Source organism: Pseudenhygromyxa sp. WMMC2535, assembly GCF_011083025.2.
On the sequence record NZ_JABJWV010000001.1, the window covers coordinates 9294336 to 9312151 of the forward strand.

Sequence of the window (17816 nt, forward strand, 5' to 3'; positions counted from 1 at the left end):
GACGCGGCCTGGGCGCGTGGGCCCGGGAACGAGCGCGCCCGCCGATGGCTTTCAGCCCCGCGGCGTCATTCGCCGAGCCACGCGTCGACGGCCGCGAGCTCGACCTGCGCCCCCGACGCCGCATACAGCGCCCGCGCCTCTCCGGCCAGGGTCTTCGCCTGCGCCAGCGAGCCCTCGTCGTCGCCCTCGAGCGCCCGCAGCACCTGCGCCAGTGCGAAGCGCAGCTCGGCCTCGTCGAGGCCGCCCAGGAGCGCCTCCGGCCAGTCCGCCAGCGCCCGCTCGAGCGGCTCGCGGGCCTCGTCGAAGCGCCCGAGGGCCACGAGCATACTGCCCACGCCCAGGCGCGCCCCCACCACCCGGGGGTGGGTGGCCGCGAGCACCCCCTCGCCCAGGCGCAGGGCCTCGCGGTAGTCGGCCAGCGCCGGCTCGTGGCGCCCCGAGAGCTGGTGCGACACGCCGAGGTTGAAGAGCAGCAGCGCCCGGGTGTGGGCGTCGTCGACGGGCAGCAAGGTCAGGGCCTCGCGGTAGGCGTCCGCCGCCTCTGCCTCGCGGCCGGCCGTGCTCTCGAGATTGCCGAGGTTGACGAGCACCTCGGCCAGGCGCCGCCGCGTGCCGGGGCTGTCCGCGTCGCGGTGCTGGGCCCGGCGCAGGCCCAGGCTGCGCGAGAGCGAGTCGCGGGCGTCGTCGAGGCGCCCCAGCCGGGTCTCGACCACGCCCATGTTGGTCAGCGGCGAGGCGGACAGGGGGTGGTCGGGGCCGAGCGCGTCCTCGTAGAGCTCGACGACCCGCGCGGCGTAGGCCAGCGCAGCCTCGTCGTCGCGCTCGGCCTCGGCGATGCGGCTGCGGGTCAGCAGCGCCGAGCCGAGCAAGAAGGTGTCTCCCCCCTCTTTGTCGAGCTCGGCGACCAGCGCGTCGGCGAGCGCGACGGCCCGCGCGAGCTCGCCACGCGCGAGCAGGGCCTCGGCCAGACCTCGGCGCAGACGCACCTGCTCGCTGCGCGACGCCCCCACCCGCTCGAGCAGCGCCTCGGCGTACTCGAGCACCTCGAGGGCCTCGCCATCGCGGCCCGGGCAAGTTGCGAGGGCGAAGCCCAGGCTCACGAAAGCCCGGGCGCGGACGTTGTCGGCGGACACCCGCTCGGCGGCCCGGGTGGCCTCGCGCAGGACGTCCACGGCCCGCTCGCTGTCCCCATGCAGCGCGAGCACATCGGCCTCGACGAGCAGCGCCTCGGCCAGCAGCGCGCCCGCCTCGGGGCTGCGCTCCAGCGCCCGCGCCTCCTCGACGAGGGCGGCCGCCCGCGCGCCCAGATCTCGATCCTCGGCGACCGTGACCTGCCAGCGCAGCTCGTCGAGCTCGGCGAGCAGACCCTCGCCGCCGCGCAGCGCCTGGGCCCGGCGGATCATCGGCCTGTCGCCGACGCACAGCCCAGGGTCGGGCAGGATCATCAGCGCCCGCTCGGCGTTTTGGAGCGCGCCCGTGTCGGCCTCGCGCAGCACCGCGGCCAGGGCATCGACGTCGTCGAGCTGCGCGTCCAGGCAGGCCGCTCGCGCCGCGTCGAGGGCCGTCGCCTCGCGGTGGGCGTGGCGGCGCTCGCAGACCTGCGTGCGCGCCTCGAGCCAGCGCGACGACCACTCGTCCAGGGCCTCGCCCAGGCGCGCGCCCAGCAGCGGCGCCCACGCTCGCGGGACGCTCGAGAAGCGGGCGACGAGGGCCTCGCGCGTGTCGGCGGCGATGATCGTCCCGGGCTCGAGCTCGGCGCTCACGTCCACGCAGGGTCCGGGCGCGTCGTCGCCACTGGGCAGCAGGAGCCCCAAGGTCAGGGCCGCCGCCGCGAGGGCGCCCGCGCCCAGCCACCGCAGGCGACGGCGGCGGCGCCCGGGGTAGCGGGCCAGCGCCTCGAGCAGCGCGTCCATGCTCTCGAAGCGCGCCTCTCGATCCGGCGAGAGCCCGCGCAAGATCACCCGCTCGAGCCAGCGCGGCGCCTTGTCGAGATGGTTGGCCGGCATCGCCAGCTCGCCCTCCATGACCTTGGCCGCCAGCTCCTCGCGAGTCCGCGCCGGGAAGGGATGGACGCCATAGATCGCCTCGAAGAGGGTCACACAAAACGCGAACTGATCCGCCCGCTCGTCGATGGGCCGAGACGCGTGCTGCTCCGGCGCCATGTAGAGCAGCGTGCCGACCACAGCCCCGGCCTCGGTCAGCGGCTGCGCGTCGGCCTGCTCGCCCCCGCCCACGAAGCTCCCGCTGAGCCCCGAGCTCGCGCAGCCGCCCTCGAGCTCCACGTCGCCATCGACGGTCCAGTCCACGGAGCCCTCGAGCGCCCCGCCTTTGACCCGCGCGATGCCGAAGTCCAGCACCCGCGCCTGGCCGTCCGCGCCCACGAGCACGTTCTCGGGCTTGAAGTCGCGGTGGACCACGCCGGCCGCGTGGGCAGCGGCGAGGCCGTGGCCCGCGCCCATGAGCACCGACAGGATCTCCCGCCAGTCGCGCTGCGGCGCCAGCCACTGGCGAAGGTTGACGCCCTCGATCAGCTCCATCGCGATGTAGACCGCGCCGCGGTGAACATCCGCCGCCCAGATCCGCACCACGCCGGGGTGATCGAAGCGCGCGAGCGCGCGAGCTTCGCGGAGCAGCCGCTCGACCGCGCGCTTGCTCGGCGTGCGCAGCAGCTTGAGGGCGACCCTGCGCTCGAGGGTGGGATCCCAGGCGTCGTAGACCACGCCCATGGCCCCACGCCCCAGCAAGCCGCGGATCTGAAAGCCCGCGAAGCGCTCGCCAACCTCGAGATCTCGGCCGCGACGGCGCGCCCCCTCCCCATCGCTCTCGCCCTCCGCGACCAGCGTCTCGCTTTGTCCCCCCGGCAGGCTGACGAGCTCCGGCCGGTCGACGCTCAGGCTGTCGTCGAGCACGCGGCGAGGATATCAATCGCGCCCCTGTTTGGTCCCAAACGCGCTCAAATGGCTGTTTTTGGCGCCATGCCCCGCGCTCGAGCGAACCCGTGGAAAACTGGGACACGCGTCATCGAGGCGCAGGAGATCACCTTCGCGTGACACGGATGTCTCCCCTGTTACATGTCTGTATTGGGGTGTCAGCGCCCATCTAACTGGTGCTGAGGGTCGAGAGAGCCCGGCGAAATACGAGAGAAAGAACACTGCGACTTTCCCGGCGCCTGCTCTTGTCACGCCTCCGCAACATACTCGAAACCCATAAGCCACGACTCGGCCCTAACTTCCGCCGCGGTGTTCGGCGGATTCGACCCGAGCGGCGAGCAGAGCTTCTTCGAGCGCAAGCGCTGGCAGTCCATGCTGGCGGCGTTGCTCCTCGCTGGCGGCGGCCTTGGCTCTGCTTTTTATGCAGCGAGCCTCGAGCCCGAAGAGATCATCCAAGAGGAGATCGTCGACGCCGAGATCCAAGACTTCCAGATGGAAGAGGAGCTCGAGGAGGAGGAGCCGATCGAGGAGGAGCCGCCTCCCGAGGCCCCGCCGCCCCCGAGCGACAAGCCTTCCAAGCCCAGCCCCAAGCCCTCGCCGCAGCCGGAGATCCAAAACCCGGACGCGGTCGACGAGAACCCCGAAGAGGGTGAGATCAACGATCACGGCCCGGGCTACGGCCAGACCGGCGGCAGCAACAACAACGCGCGCAACGAGGGCGAGGGCAAGCCAGCCCCCGAGGAAAAGCCCGAAGAGAAGCCCGCCGAGAAGCCGAAGGCCAAGAAGAAGGACGCCTTCCCCTACAACCCGGACAAGCCGATCGAGCGCCCGGCCGACGCCACCGTGCCCAAGAAGGTCGGCGGCAACTCGCCCGTGTACCCGCCGCCGCTCAAGAAGCGGAACATCACCGGCAAGGTCAAAGTCCGACTCGTGATCTACAAAGACGGCTCCGTGAAGGGCGCCAAGGTCCTCGCCAAGTCCAACTCCCTGGACGAAAAGGCCGAGCCCGAGCTCTACGCGAAGGCCAACAAGCTGCTGCTCAAGGCCGTCTCGGACGCCGTCAAGACCTGGAAATTCAAGCCGTCGACCTACCAGGGCAAGCCGATCACCGTCTACCTGACGGTGACCATCCCCTTCACCCTCAACTAGCGTCAACCGCTCCACCTCCACCTCTCCCCCACTCGGCAACGCAAGGCCAGACATCATGGAACTCGATCTCGTACATATCTGGAGCACGATGAGCTTTCTTTCGAAGCTCGTCGCCGTCTCCTTGGTCTTGATGGGCGTCGGCAGCATCTACGTGACCATCGAGCGCTTCTTGGTCCTCGGCCGCGCCTTCTCGAGCTCGGCCAACTTCGCCAAGAAGAGCCGCCCGCTCCTCGACGAGCTCGACCTCGACACGCTCTTGGATCTCACCAAGGGCGCGGAGTTCGACAAGGCCCCCCTCGCCCGGCTGACCCGCATGGGCCTCCAGGCCTACCAGCGCCACGAGGGCGCCGAGGAGCGGCTCGAGTTCGCCCGCCGCGACCTCGAGCGCCGCCTCGACGAGATCGCCGCCGAGGCTCGCAAGGGCATGGGCTTTTTGGCCTCGGTCGGCTCCACGGCCCCCTTCATCGGGCTGTTCGGCACGGTGATCGGCATCATCGTCGCGTTCACCGGCATCGCCGCCTCGGGCGGCGGCGGCATCGAGGCCGTGTCCGCTGGTATCGCCGAGGCGCTGATCGTCACCGCCATCGGCCTGGTCGTGGCCATCGTCTCGGTGCTGATCTTCAACTACCTGTCCGCGCGCTTCGACAAGCTCGACATGGCGATGCAGCACGCCGCCGGCGAGCTCCTCGATCACCTGGAGGCCCACGATGGGCGTTCAGCTTGATACTGGCGGCGATAAAAAGGTCAAGCCCAACATCAACGTCACCCCCCTGGTCGACGTCGTCTTGGTCCTGCTGATCATCTTCATGTTGGTGATCCCCAACATGCAAGAGGGCGTGGCGGTCAAGCGCTTCGAGGCTAAAAACGCCGACAAGGACCAGGAGGACATCGAGCCGATCGTCGTCAGCGTGGCGATCGCCGAAGACGACCCCGAGGCCGCGGCCTACTACATCGGCGACGTCGAGTACTCCCTCGACGGCCTGGTCGCCGAGCTCGCCAAGCTGCGCGAGGCCGACCCCAACCAGGTGCTGCTCTTCCGCGGCGACACGCGCATCCCCTACGGGCAGATCCGCAGCGTCTTCCACGAGATCCAAAACCTCGGCTTCGCCTACGTGCAGCTGTCCGTCGGCGCTCAAAAAGACGGCTGGGAAGAAGAGGCCTGAGCATGGCGAGCAAGAAAAAAGGCGCGCGCAGCTTCAAGCGCAAGCCCAAGCACGCGGTCAGCCCGGACATGAACGTCACCCCGCTGGTCGACGTGGTCCTGGTCTTGCTGATCATCTTCATGGTCCTCGCCCCCGTGGTCAGCGCGCACTACCTGGCCCGGCTCCCGCCGCCCGACGACAAGGACCAGGCCCTCGCCGAGGCCAACCCCGACAACAAGCCGCTCGTGCTCCGCGTCGAGGCCGAGCGCGACGCGAGCGAGGCGGTCTACAAGGTCGGCAGCATCGAGCTGAGCCCCGACGAGGCCGCCGAGCGCCTCGGTCGCCTGGCCGCCGGACGCGACGACAAGGTGATCTACGTCGACGCCTCCGAGCAGACCCCCTACGGCTTCGTCCTCCAGGCCATGTCCTTCGCCAAGGACTCCGAGGACATCGTCAATGGCCTGGTCGCCGAGAAGGCCGGCAAGGACGCGGCAGAGCTCCCGCGCCTGCGCGTGACCGCCGTGCTGGTCACCAAAGAGATCCCCGTTCAGTAGCCGGCGCAGGCCCTGCGCCGACAACTTGGCGAAACCACGATGAAACGACACCGCAACTTGCAGCGGTGGGGCTTTGCCCTGCCCGGATTCTTGGTTCTGGGCGCCGCGCCCCAGGCTCTGGCCGCCCCGCCCGAGGACGACTTCGAGTTCGACGACGGCTCCGAAGACTCCGGGGACGACGACGGCTTCGACTTCGACGACGGCTCCGAGGACGCGCCCGAGGGCGGCGACGACGAGTTCGTGATCAGCCCCGATGATGGCGAGGGCGGTGGCGACGCTGAAGGTGGCGAGGACGATGAGTTCGTCATCGCGCCCGAGAGCGGTGAGGGCGACGCGAGCCCCGGAGAAGACGGCGGCGACGACGACTGGGGCGACGACTGGGGCGACGAGGGCGAGATCGGAGAGGACGACGCGTTCTTCTTCGAGGACATCTCCGAGGACCAGGAGGCCCTCGACGCCGAGCTCAAGTCCGGCGAGGTCCAGGCCGAGGGCGCCGTGGGCACGGTCACCGGCGTGGTCCGCAACGCCAAGGCCGAGCCGCTCGCCGGCGTCTACGTCCGCGCCAAGGGCACCGACTACGTCGCGCGCACCGGCGTCGACGGCAGCTACGAGCTCAAGCTCCCGCCGGGCGTGCACACCCTCGAGGTCGAGCTCGACCTCTACGAGCGCGTCGAGATCCCCGAGCTCAGCGTGGCCGAGGGCGCCGCCCAGGCCCAGGACGTCGAGCTCGTGCCGATGACCGGCGTGATGGAGACCTTCGAGGTCGCCGACGACCTCAACCTCGAGGCCGAGGGCGCGCTCCAGGAGGCCCGCAAGCAGAAGACCTCGGTCAACGACGGCATCGACGCGTCCGAGATGAGCAAGGCCGGCGGCGGCAAGGTCGCGAGCGTGGCCGTGCGCATCGTCGGCGCGACCGTGGTCGACGGGCGCTACCTCTTCGTCCGCGGCCTCGGGCACCGCTACGGCAACACCTTGCTCGACGGCGCGCGCGTGCCCAGCCCCGAGCCCGAGCTGCGCACCGTCCCCCTCGACGTGTTCCCCTCGGGCGCGCTCTCGGCCATCAACATCCAAAAGACCTTCACCCCCGACGTGCCCGGCGACTTCGCCGGCGGCTCGACGCAGTTCGTGACCCGCGACGCGCCCAGCGAGCCCACGGTCAGCCTCGGCGTGAGCATGGGGATGAACACCAACACCAGCTTCCGCGAGATGGCGACCGACGCCGGCTACGGCGGCTACGACTTCTTCGCCCTCGGCAACATCCCGCGCGGGATCCCGGGCTCCTTCCCCGCCAACTCGGCCGTCGGCCGCGGCGCCCTCGACGACAACCTCGAGGAGAAGTGGACGACCGAGGAGATCGAGGCCCAAGGCGAGTCCCTCGACACCCGGACCAAGATCATCCGCGGCGGCCTCGCGCCGGCCAACTTCGGGCTCAAGCTGACCGCTGGCAACAGCTGGAAGCTCAACGAGCGCGGCGGCAAGTTCGGGCTGCTGTTCTCGGGCAGCTACGAGAACGAGCACCAGACCAACAACGAGATCATCAAGCAGTACGGCCTCGAAGAAGGCGAGCCCTCGCTGACGACCCCGCAGGTCGACCTCGAGTCGTTCAAGACCGACTACGTCACCAACTTCAACGGCCTGCTCAAGCTCCAGCTCGACGTCGACAGCGACAACCGCTTCGCGCTGACCGGGCTCTACGCCCGCGAGGCCCACGACGAGACCCGCGACATGTACGGCACGGTCCGCAGCGTCTCGGGTGCCGGGCTGATCAACTACACGCGCCAGCGCTACCAGATGAGCGCGATCGCGTTCACGGAGCTGCGTGGCGAGCACCGCATCCGCCGGGCCAAGGACCTGACCATCGACTACTTCGGGTCCTTCTCCCAGGCTCGCCGCGACGACCCGTCGATGCGCGAGATGGTCTACCTGTACAACAGCGACCAGGACTACTACCAGATCGACACCTCGAACGGTCCGACGGGCAACCAGCTCTTCCTCGACCTGACCGACAACAACGAGAACGCCGGGCTCAACTTCACCTTGCCCTTCCGCCAGTGGAAGGGCCTCGACAGCAAGCTCGAGTTCGGGGCGTGGATCGACGCCAAGCAGCGCGAGTTCATCGCCCGGCGCTTCGACTACAACTACGCCACGGGGCTGTTCGACGCCGTGCCCAACGGCCAGGACAACCCGATCAACGCCTCGACCATCGGCGGCGGCGTGTCGGCGGCCAACGGCGGGACCCAGCCCTTCGTGCTCGTCGACCGCCTGCGCAAGCAGGACAACTACACGGCCTGGTCGCGCAACATCGCCGGCTACGTGATGCTCGACCTGCCCTTCGTGCGGTGGTTCAAGATCAACGGCGGCGTGCGCCTCGAGTCCAACGTGATCGACGCCCAGCCCTTCGATCTCTACAACCCCGACGAGACCGACTCGGACCTCGAGGGCGCGCACCTCGTCGACCTCGACTGGCTGCCCTCGGCCTCGCTGGTGTTCTCCCCCGGCCTGCCCGAGGACGCCGGCGACCTCAACATCCGCCTCGGCGGCAGCCGGACCGTGGCCCGCCCCGAGTTCCGCGAGCTCGCGCCCTTCCAGTTCCGCGACTACATCGGCGGCTTCTCCAAGCAGGGCTACCAGGACCTGGTCTCGACCAAGATCTGGAACGCCGACCTGCGCGTCGAGTGGTTCCCGCGGGCCAACGAGGTCGTGGCCGTCAGCGCGTTCTTCAAGCACTTCGAGGACCCGATCGAGGAGGTCATCGGGGCCAGCGACAACCCCAGCGCCTCGTGGGCCAACGCCGAGGGCGCGATCAACAGCGGCTTCGAGGTCGAGTTCCGCAAGGCCCTGGACTTCCTCGCCCCCGAGGACGCGGGCCGCGCCAAAGACCTGCTCCGCGACCTCTCGATCGGGGCGAACTTCGCCTACATCTACTCGCGGGTGCAGCTCGGCGCGCCCTGCTACCTGCCCGGCAACGAATCGGAGCTCGAGGGCGCCGTGCCCGACGAGAATTGCCGCGAGGCTTACCAGGTCTCGACCAGCCGCGTGCGCCCGCTCCAGGGCCAGTCGCCGTGGATCATCAACGCCTACCTCGACTACGCCAACGACGAGTCGGGGACCAGCGCGCGGATCATGTACAACGCCTTTGGACCCTACATCTATCAGGTCCAGGGCCTCGGCCTGCCCGACATGGTCCAGCAGCCCATGCACCAGCTCGACCTGACCGCCTCGCAGCGCCTGCTGGCCTACAAGCGCAACGAGTGGGGTGACCTGCGCAACCAGCTGATGCTCGACTTCGAGGTCGGGAACATCCTCAACACCCGCGAGCGCCGGACCTTGGGCTACGACCCCGACGGCCCCGTGACCTACGAGACCCGCGACGGGGTCAGCTTCAAGATCGGGCTGACCTGGAAGTACTGAGCACGAAGGCCGCGAGTGGGATCCATTCGCGGCCTCGCTGAGAACATCCGAGCGCCGGCCCCGCTGGCCTCCACCAATCGACTGGGTGATGATGCGGCCATGCGCCGCCTTCCCCCTGCACTGATTGGCCCATCGCTCGCGTGGATCCTCGGCGCCTGCTCGGGCGCCGAGGGCTCGGAGAGCAGCGACGTGGTCGGCGATACCGAGACCGATACCGATACCGAGATCGGCACGGACACCGAGACCGATACGGGAATCGAGACCGGCACGGACACCGAGACCGATACCGAGACCGATACCGAGACCGAGACGGGCACGGAGGGCAACCCGCTGCTCTCGGACCACGTCCTGAACATCGCCCACCGCGGCGGCGGGCGCCTGCGTCCCGAGGCGACCCTGCCCGCGTTCGAGAACGCCCTCGCCGTGGGCGCGGAGATCATCGAGATGGATCTCCACATGAGCTCGGACGGCGTGATCGTGGTCATGCACGACGACACCGTCGACCGGACCACCGAGGGCACGGGCGCGATCGCGGACATGAGCTTCGACGAGCTGCGGGCCCTCGACGCGGCCTACGACTTCACCACCGACGGCGGCGAGACTTTCCCCTATCGCGGCATGGGCATTCAGATTCCGCGGGTCGAGGAGATCTTCGAGACCTTCCCGGACGCCTACTACCTCATGGAGATCAAGCAGGCGGAGCCGAGCATCGTGCCCACCTTCGCGGCCCTGCTCGAGGACCATGGCGTCGCCGACCGCATCGTGGTCGCCTCGTTCCACGACGCGACGATTCAGGCGTTTCGCGCGGCCAGCCCGGACACTTTCACGGCCATGACCCTCGTTGAAATGGCCACCTTCCAGCAAGCGGCCAACGACCAGGACCCAGACTACCTGCCGCCCTGCGGGTTCGTGCAGTCGCCCTGGGAGCTGACCACCAAGGGGCTCATCGACTTCGCCCACGCCCACGATCTCATGGTCCACCCGTGGACGGTCAACGACGCCGCGAACATGGAGACCCTCATCGCCGAGGGCGTGGACGGGATCATGACCGACGATCCGCTCCTCCTCGAGGGGGTGCTCGAAGGCTGAGCAGGGGCGACCCTGGCGACGTCTGCAATCGCGGTAGACTGGGCGCCATGTTCGTGACGCTCATTCGACACGGAGAAGCCAGCGCGCCGAGCCACGCGCTCGGCGACGAGGGCCGCCACCTGACCCTCGCCGGCCGCGCCCAGGTCCAGGCGACCGGCGAGGCCCTCGCCGCGCTGGGCGTCACGCCGACGCGGATCTGGACCAGCCCGCTGGTCCGCGCCGTCCAGACCGCCGAGCTCATCGCCGCCGCGACCCGCTGCGCGAGCGCGGTGATCCCCCGCCCCGACCTGTTCCCGGGCAGCGACCCCGCCGCGCTGCTCTCGAGCCTCGCCAAGCTCGACGAGGACGCCGAGGTGATCGCCGTCGGCCACATGCCCTACATGGCCCGGGCCGCCTCGCAGCTGCTCGGCCTGCGCGTCGACGGCTTGTCCACGGCCGGCGCCTATCGCATTCGCCTCGCTCAGGCCGGCGCCCAGGCCACGCTCGCGTGGCGCCGGCCATGAGCCTCGTCGTCCTCGTCACCGGCGCGTCCTCGGGCCTCGGCCGGGCCGCCGCCGCGCGCCTGGCCGCCGCAGGGCACCGCGTCTACGGCAGCTCGCGGGCGCCCGCGCGCGTGGCCTCGCCGCCCGCCGGCGTCCACATGCTGACCATGGACATCGACGACGACGAGAGCGTCGCCGCCGGCGTGGCCACGGTCCTCGCCGAGGCCGGGCGCATCGACGTGCTGATCAACAACGCCGGGATCAGCGTGGTCGGATCGATCGAGGACACCTCGATGCCCGAGCTTCGCCGCCAGCTCGAGACCAACCTGCTCGGGCTGATCCGCGTGACCCGGGCGGTGCTGCCCACGATGCGCGCCCAGGCCAGCGGCAAGATCCTCAACGTCAGCTCCCTCGCGGGCATGCTCGCCCTGCCCTTTCAGGGCTACTACAGCGCCAGCAAGTTCGCCGTCGAGGGCCTGACCCGGGCCCTGCGCCTCGAGCTGCGCCCCTTCGGCGTCCAGGCCTGCACCATCGCCCCCGGAGACTTTCGCACCGAGATCACCACCAACCGCATCCACGCCGCCGCCGGCGAGTCGTCGGCCTACAGCGCGCAGATGCGCCTGACGGTCACGGGCTTCGCGGCCGAGGAGGCCGTCGGCGGGGATCCTCGGGAATTCGCGGCCATGGTCGAGCGCCTTGTCGGCAAGCGCCGGCTCGCGCCGCGCTACCTCGTCGGGCCGTGGCTACAACGGCTGGGGGTCACCCTCGAGCGGCTGATCGGCCCGCGGCTGTTCGAGATCGTGATGCGCCGCCACTGCCGGATCCCCTGACGATTTCCAGGACTCACGCTACTCCCAAAGTCAACAAAAAGACGGCATCACGGCGTACTGAGATGGCCATGCGCAGATATTCGACCTCAGCCACTCGACGTCCTCGTCCTCCCAACGGACAGCGCCCGTGCTGAGACCAGTACTGCCGTAAAGAATGCCTACCGTACACCGAGTCTCGTCAGAGCCGCATCCGTCAAACCATACGGGGCTTCCCGACTGTCCAGACTGAACCACACAAGAGAGAGTCAGTTCCTGTGGATCCACATCCTCCACCCAGCACGACTGGAGATACATCCATCCGCCACAAGGACAATCACTCACTCCTGGTATGGGATCATCTGGAGTATGTTCACAGTCCTGATCAGCCCCCGGGAACCCCGCACTAGAGACCCAAAGACCGTCGAGCGTCCCCTTCGAGAACTCACAAACACCCATCCGACCATATTGACCCGATCGTTCCGGGTCATCTTCGAGCACGAGAATTGCATAGTCATCGTACTCCGTCACCGGGTAAGGGTTATAGAGCACTCGCTCAACCCTCCAATCCCCACCATTCAGAATTGCGACGTTCGACCTCCCAGGAAATACACTGAAATCAAAAAGCGCAGGCTCATCCTCAATCATCTCATTAACATTAACCCCAGGAGCCACAGCAGTATGCCTGTTTGTTATCACATGCCTAGGCCCAGCCAGAAATCCACTACCTCTAATGATGGACAGATCACCACCAGGAGTGGGGTACGCCAGCCGAGTCTGCACAACAGTACGAAGAGGATACTCCTGCAATGTGCTCTCAGATGTCACCGGCCAACGAGGATCTTCGTTCTCCCAGCTTCTCGGTTCTTGTGCCAAGACCTCAACAGCTAGCACATCGTCGACCTGATACTCGACGAACTCGATAGGCTCGGGTCCATCTCTATCCTGTGACACTCCCTCCCCTACGACACCCACTTCGTCATCGCCGCGAGGCTCGCCACACAATTCTTCCTCATCGATAGAACATCCGAGGACAAAACTACCCCCGAGAGCAAGAGTTAAAAATCGATGAGAATTCGACATCACCATCGGGACACCACAATTTGATGCACATCATCACCAACAGTGGCGTAGGCGGTGATCGTGCCAGACACCCCCTCCCCCTCGAAAATGAGCGCCACGGTCTTATCGTTGTCTGCCGGCTGGACAACAGGAGAGACGAACGCAACCTCCGGAGAGGCGAGCTGGGCAGTCTTCAGTATGAATGGCTCCGCCAAGATCCCAAACTCCGGATAGTCTGGACCGAGCCGCACGTCGACGCTGGGCAAGGCAATCGACAACGCACCGTCCATTGTATGTGCGGTGAGGTCCAATGATGTCCGGACATAGTCCTCACAGACAACCTCACCTTCAGACACCACTTCCCCCTGCGAATTCATCGCAGCCCAATCCTCAAATACAAAAACCGGGTCCGCAGCCAGAGTGAACCCGAGTTCGAGGCTGGAGCTCTGTCCAACTGTCCCCTCGACCTCAACCTCGACTCTACTGTTCGACAGATCCCAATGGAGCGTAGTCAGAAACGAATCGGGAACCGCAGCCAAAATTTCGGCGCCAGCCTTACCATTGGGAGCGACCTCGTCCGCATCAACCAGCGCGAGCGTGTCGACGAGTTCGCACTGAATCATGGCATCCCCACCATCCTCTCCGATCTCTGAATCACTGGTATCGCCATCTGTCCCAGCATCGCAACCACTCCCGAACACACAGAGGCACACGAGCATCCGAACCGTAGCACTGCATGCCTGCATGCCTGCATGTTTTCTGTACATCATGTCACAATATCAGGCTCCAATAGCAGCGTCAAGGGATTCCTAGAGCTAGGAATCCGCTCATCTCAGCCCCACAGCGAGGTGCGACCTCTGCGCCGCCATGCCGATACCCCCCTCCAACTTCGGCCTCGTATTGGCTCATCAGACCAGCCACCAAACACTCGGGCCGCTCATCCGGTAACGAGTGCCCGGTCACGACACGCGTGTCGCTGTGCGGCGCTCGCACCCACGCAGGCTTTAGATCTCCCGCCACGCGCGCGTCGCAAAGTCACTACCTCCATCCATCAACGTCACACAGCCTTCGCAATCCAGTTCGTCGCCCGTCACAAACCCCGGCTAGGAAGCCGGCCAGGAGACCATCCCCCATGAAGCGACTTCCTTCGATCCTGTCCTGCGCCGCCCTGGCGACCTCCCTTTCCTTGACGGTTGGCTGCTCCGACGACGGCGCCAGCGACGACGACGAGAGCGGCGAGACCAGCGAAGAGACTGGCGAGACCGAGGGCTCCGATCGCGTCGAGGTCAGTGAGGACATCACCGCGGACACCACCTGGACCGCGGACAAGACCTACGTCCTCACCGACTACATCTACGTCAGCGGCGCGACCCTGACCATCGAGCCCGGCACCACGATCTTGGGCGCCAACAACTCCGCGCTGATCATCGTCCAGGACGCCATGCTCATGGCCGAGGGCACCGCGGACGCGCCGATCGTCTTCACCTCGAACAACTCCTCCAGCCCCGCCGCTGGCGACTGGGGCGGCGTGGTCCTGCTTGGCGCCGCGACCACCAACCTCGGCGCCCCCGGCCTCGCCGAGGGCTTCCCCGAGCCCCCCAACTACGGCGGCAGCGACGACGCCCACAACTGTGGCTCGCTCGAGTACGTCCGCGTCGAGTACGCCGGCTTCACCCTCTCCGACGGCAGCGAGCTCAACGGCATCACCTTCTACGCCTGCGGCACCGCGACCAAGGCCAGCTACGTCCAGGTCCACAAGGGCTCCGACGACGGCATCGAGTTCTTCGGCGGCGGCTTCGACCTCGACCACATCGTGGTGACCGGCGCGGCCGACGACTCCATCGACGTCGACCAGGGCTTCACCGGCACCATCCAGCACGTCTTCATCCAGCAAGAAGAGGGCAACGGCGACAACTGCTTCGAGGTCTCGAACCAGGGCACGGACTTCTCCGCGACCCCCAAGACCGCCCCCGAGATCTGCAACGTGACCTGCGTGGGCGCGGGTGAGGGCGCCGAGAAGAGCAAGGGTGTGACCATCAAGGAAGGCACCCACGGCTCCTGGCAGGCCAACATCTTCACCAACATCGCCCTCGAGGCGACGCTGCTCGCCGACGAGGCGACCTTCACCGAGGCCGACGCCGGCAACATCACGATCGAGAACAACATCTTCTTCGGCAACTACGGCGACCCCGAGCACAACTCCGGCGCCGAGAGCCTCGACGCCGCCGGCTGGACCGCGTGGGTCGAGGACGAGAGCCGCGCCAACCTGGCCACCGACCCCGGCCTGGGCAGCGTCGCCTGGGGCGGCGCCAGCATCGTGCCCAGCGGCGACGTGGCCGGCAACGGCTCGGGCTGCGGCGGGACCAGCTACATCGGCGCCGTCGACCCGGCCGGCGACGACTGGACCACGGCCAGCTGGATCAACTACGCCGACTGATCCCAGCGAGCAACGCAAAGACGCGGGCGAGGCCTCGGCCTCCGCCCGCGTCTTTGTTTGTCGCGTCCGCGCTCAGGCGCGGCGTCGATAGAGCGGCCGCGCGTCGTCGGCCGCGCCCTGATAGGCGACCGAGAAGGCCGCCAAGGTCCGCAGCCCCGTGGCCAGCGACTCTCCCTCGCGCAGGACGAAGCTGTCGTAGCCGCAGCGGCGCATGTAGAACAGCTGATCGGGGGTCACGTCGCCCACGACCCGCAGCTCGCCGCGGTAGCCATGACGCTCGCGCAGCAGCCGGGCGAGGCTGAAGTGGCGGCCGTCGGTGAACTTGGGCACCTCGATGGCGATCAGCGTCGGCGCCCCCGAGCCCTCGCCGAGCTGCTCCAGGCCCAGGGCCTCGAGCAGCGCCTCGGGCTCGGTCTCCCCGGGCACGCGGACGCCGAGCTCGAGGGCCGCGCCGGCCGCCTCGCGCTGTGCTGCGAGCTCGGCGAAGCGCGCGGGCGTGACAATCAATTTGCGCGCAGCTGGCAATTTGCGCGTAGCTGGCAGCTTGCCCGCAGCTGGCTGCGCCTCATCCTGCGTCAGCTGCTTCCACGCGTCACAGACGATCGCCGGCGCGCCATCGACGATCGCCAGGATGCTCGCGCCGCCCTCGGCCGACGCCCCCGCGCCGCACAGGCGCAGGCGCTTGTCGTTGCTGGACTCAGCCATTTAGACGCTCCTTGAAGTGATCGAGGCCGATGCGGCGCACGTAGTCGATGAAGCGCTCCTCCGGCGACTCGCGCCCGTCGAGGTAGGTGCGCAGCACGGTGTCGATGGCCGTGACGATCTCCGCGCTGGGGAGGGCTGGGCCGACGATCTTGCCGAGCGAGGCGTCGTCGCCCGAGGACCCGCCGAGCATCAGCTGGTAGAACTCCTCGCCCTGCTTGTCGATGCCGAGGATCCCGATGTTGCCGACGTGGTGGTGGCCGCAGGCGTTGATGCAGCCCGAGATGTTGAGGCTGATCTCGCCGAGGTCGTGGAGGTAGTCGAGATCCTCGATGTGCTCGCTGATCCGCGTGGCCACGGGGATCGAGCGCGCGTTGGCCAGGTTGCAGTAGTCGAGGCCCGGGCAGGCGATGATGTCGGTGACCCGGCCGACGTTCGGCTCGGCGAGCTCGAGGGCGGCGAGGCGCGCGTGGACCTCGTGCAGGCGCGCGCTCTCGATGTCGGGCAGGACCAGGTTCTGGTCGTGGCTGACCACCACCTGGCCAAAGCCGAACTCGTCGGCGATGTCGGCGATCGCCTCCATCTGCTCGGCGGTCGCGTCCCCCGGCGGGCGCCCGCGCGGCTTGAGTGAGACCATCACGATCGAGTAGCCGCGCTGGCGGTGGGGCAGCACGTTGCTGGCCACCCAGCGCCCGAGCGCGCGGTCCGGGCTCAGGCGCAGGCCCGCCACGTAGCCGTCGCTGCTCTCGAGCGCGCGGTAGGCCGGCGGGGAGAAGTAGGCCGCGACGCGGTCGTACTCGGCCTGGGTCAGCTTCATGACCCCGTCGCGGATCAGCGCCCACTCGGCCTCGACCTGGCGGCGGAATTCCTCGATGCCCAGCGCGCCGACGAGGATCTTGATCCGCGCCTTGTACTTGTTGTCGCGGCGGCCGTGGCGGTTGTAGACGCGCAGGACCGCCTCGAGGTAGCTCAGCAGGTCCTCGCGGGCCACGAACTCGCGGCACAGCTCGGCGATCCGCGGGGTCCGACCGAGGCCGCCGCCCACGAGGATCTGGCAGCCCGTCCGCCCGGGTCGCTCGGGGTCCTCGACGATGCGCACGCCGATGTCGTGGACCCGGACCGCGGCGCGGTCGGCCGTGGGCGCGCCGGTCACCGCGACCTTGAACTTGCGGGGCAAGAACGCGAACTCGGGGTGGAAGGTCGACCACTGGCGGATCAGCTCGCAGTAGACCCGCGGGTCCTCGAGCTCGTCGCGGGCGACCCCCGCCAGGTGATCCGAGGTCGTGTTGCGGATGCAGTTGCCGCTCGACTGGATCGCGTGCATCTCGACGCTGGCGAGCTCGTCGAGGATGTCGGGGACGTCGTGGAGCCGCGGCCAGTTGTATTGGATGTTCTGGCGGGTCGAGAAGTGGCCGTAGCCGCGGTCGTAGACCCGGGCGATCTCGGCGAGCTTGCGCAGCTGGACCGTGGACAGCAGCCCGTAGGGGATCGCCACCCGCAGCATGTAGGCGTGCAGCTGCATGTACAGCCCGTTTTGCAGGCGCAGCGGCTTGAAGGCCTCCTCGCTCAGCTCTCCGCTGAGCCGGCGCGCGACCTGATCGCGAAACTGCGCCGCGCGCTCCTCGACGATGGTCTGATCGTATTCGTCGTAGCGATACATGGTGCTCCTCAGGCGCTCGCCTGGCGCTCGCCTGCGCGCGCGGGCTTGGCCGCGCAGGGCAAGGTGATCGTCGGGCCCTCGGCCCGGATGCGCTCGCGCAGGCTCGTCGGCCCCGGCTGCCCCGACGCGTCGCGGCTGACCACGATCACGTAGGGATCACAGACGGCGCGCTCGCGCTGGCGCGCCTCGGCGAGGGCCTCGTCGCGCGACGCCTCGGACTCGAGGACCGCGCCCTCGACCAGGGCGCGCGTCCACGAGCCGTCCGTGCGCAGGTAGATCGGGGCGCCGTCGTCGGTCGAGCTTCCGGTGATCATCCACAACTTCATGCAGGCTCCGTTGGCCGCAGCGAAGCACGAAGTCCATACGGTAGGCCACGATGTTTTTATTCAATC

General features: G+C 68.1%; 15 protein-coding genes. 9 read left to right on the top strand and 6 right to left on the bottom strand.

Features of this window, described 5'->3' with window-relative positions; translation table 11 throughout:
* Positions 1-65: 65 nt before the first annotated feature.
* Positions 66-2909 (bottom strand): serine/threonine-protein kinase, encoded by a 2844-nt coding sequence (locus G6O69_RS35875; RefSeq protein WP_172307968.1) that lies wholly within the window; start codon positions 2907-2909, stop codon positions 66-68.
* A gap of 330 nt (positions 2910-3239) precedes the next feature.
* Between G6O69_RS35875 and G6O69_RS35880 the strand changes: the two genes are divergently transcribed.
* The 8 genes from G6O69_RS35880 (at position 3240) to G6O69_RS35915 (ending at position 11587) form a co-directional block, all read left to right on the top strand.
* Positions 3240-4079, top strand: coding sequence for an energy transducer TonB (locus tag G6O69_RS35880; protein ID WP_172307969.1), 840 nt, complete (start codon positions 3240-3242; stop codon positions 4077-4079).
* Between the two features lie 88 nt (positions 4080-4167).
* On the top strand, positions 4168-4803 hold the full coding sequence (locus G6O69_RS35885; RefSeq protein ID WP_217909981.1) for a MotA/TolQ/ExbB proton channel family protein: 636 nt from the start codon (positions 4168-4170) through the stop codon (positions 4801-4803).
* Positions 4787-5242, top strand: coding sequence for a biopolymer transporter ExbD (locus G6O69_RS35890; protein WP_172307970.1), 456 nt, complete (start codon positions 4787-4789; stop codon positions 5240-5242). Before G6O69_RS35885 ends, G6O69_RS35890 begins: the two co-directional genes overlap by 17 nt.
* Before the next feature lie 2 nt (positions 5243-5244).
* A complete protein-coding gene (locus G6O69_RS35895) occupies positions 5245-5775 on the top strand; it encodes a biopolymer transporter ExbD (protein WP_172307971.1) in 531 nt (176 codons plus the stop codon).
* Between the two features lie 39 nt (positions 5776-5814).
* Entirely contained in the window at positions 5815-9186 is a 3372-nt protein-coding gene (locus tag G6O69_RS35900) for a TonB-dependent receptor (RefSeq protein ID WP_172307972.1), read from the top strand.
* A 99-nt stretch (positions 9187-9285) separates the two neighbouring features.
* Positions 9286-10275, top strand: a complete 990-nt coding sequence (locus G6O69_RS35905; RefSeq protein ID WP_172307973.1) for a glycerophosphodiester phosphodiesterase — start codon at positions 9286-9288, stop codon at positions 10273-10275.
* A gap of 47 nt (positions 10276-10322) precedes the next feature.
* On the top strand, positions 10323-10778 hold the full coding sequence (locus tag G6O69_RS35910; protein WP_172307974.1) for a histidine phosphatase family protein: 456 nt from the start codon (positions 10323-10325) through the stop codon (positions 10776-10778).
* Complete coding sequence (locus tag G6O69_RS35915) at positions 10775-11587, top strand: SDR family oxidoreductase (RefSeq protein WP_172307975.1); 813 nt, start codon at positions 10775-10777, stop codon at positions 11585-11587. The genes G6O69_RS35910 and G6O69_RS35915 overlap by 4 nt, the downstream gene beginning before the upstream one ends.
* A 30-nt stretch (positions 11588-11617) precedes the next feature.
* On the opposite strand, the gene G6O69_RS35920 is transcribed toward G6O69_RS35915, so the two are convergent.
* Positions 11618-12568, bottom strand: coding sequence for a trypsin-like peptidase domain-containing protein (locus tag G6O69_RS35920; RefSeq protein ID WP_217909982.1), 951 nt, complete (start codon positions 12566-12568; stop codon positions 11618-11620).
* 77 nt (positions 12569-12645) lie between these two features.
* A complete protein-coding gene (locus tag G6O69_RS35925; RefSeq protein WP_172307977.1) occupies positions 12646-13344 on the bottom strand; it encodes a hypothetical protein in 699 nt (232 codons plus the stop codon).
* Positions 13345-13757: 413 nt separating this feature from the next.
* Between G6O69_RS35925 and G6O69_RS35930 the strand changes: the two genes are divergently transcribed.
* Positions 13758-15062, top strand: a complete 1305-nt coding sequence (locus tag G6O69_RS35930) for a hypothetical protein (RefSeq protein ID WP_172307978.1) — start codon at positions 13758-13760, stop codon at positions 15060-15062.
* A 72-nt stretch (positions 15063-15134) separates the two neighbouring features.
* Here the strand turns inward: G6O69_RS35930 and G6O69_RS35935 are convergent, their stop codons facing one another.
* The 3 genes from G6O69_RS35935 to G6O69_RS35945 are packed head-to-tail and all read right to left on the bottom strand — an operon-like array spanning position 15135 to position 17750.
* Complete coding sequence (locus tag G6O69_RS35935) at positions 15135-15767, bottom strand: DUF934 domain-containing protein (RefSeq protein WP_172307979.1); 633 nt, start codon at positions 15765-15767, stop codon at positions 15135-15137.
* A complete protein-coding gene (locus tag G6O69_RS35940) occupies positions 15760-17424 on the bottom strand; it encodes a nitrite/sulfite reductase (protein WP_172307980.1) in 1665 nt (554 codons plus the stop codon). Before G6O69_RS35940 ends, G6O69_RS35935 begins: the two co-directional genes overlap by 8 nt.
* An 8-nt stretch (positions 17425-17432) precedes the next feature.
* Complete coding sequence (locus G6O69_RS35945) at positions 17433-17750, bottom strand: DUF2849 domain-containing protein (RefSeq protein WP_176397279.1); 318 nt, start codon at positions 17748-17750, stop codon at positions 17433-17435.
* Between the last annotated feature and the right edge of the window lie 66 nt (positions 17751-17816).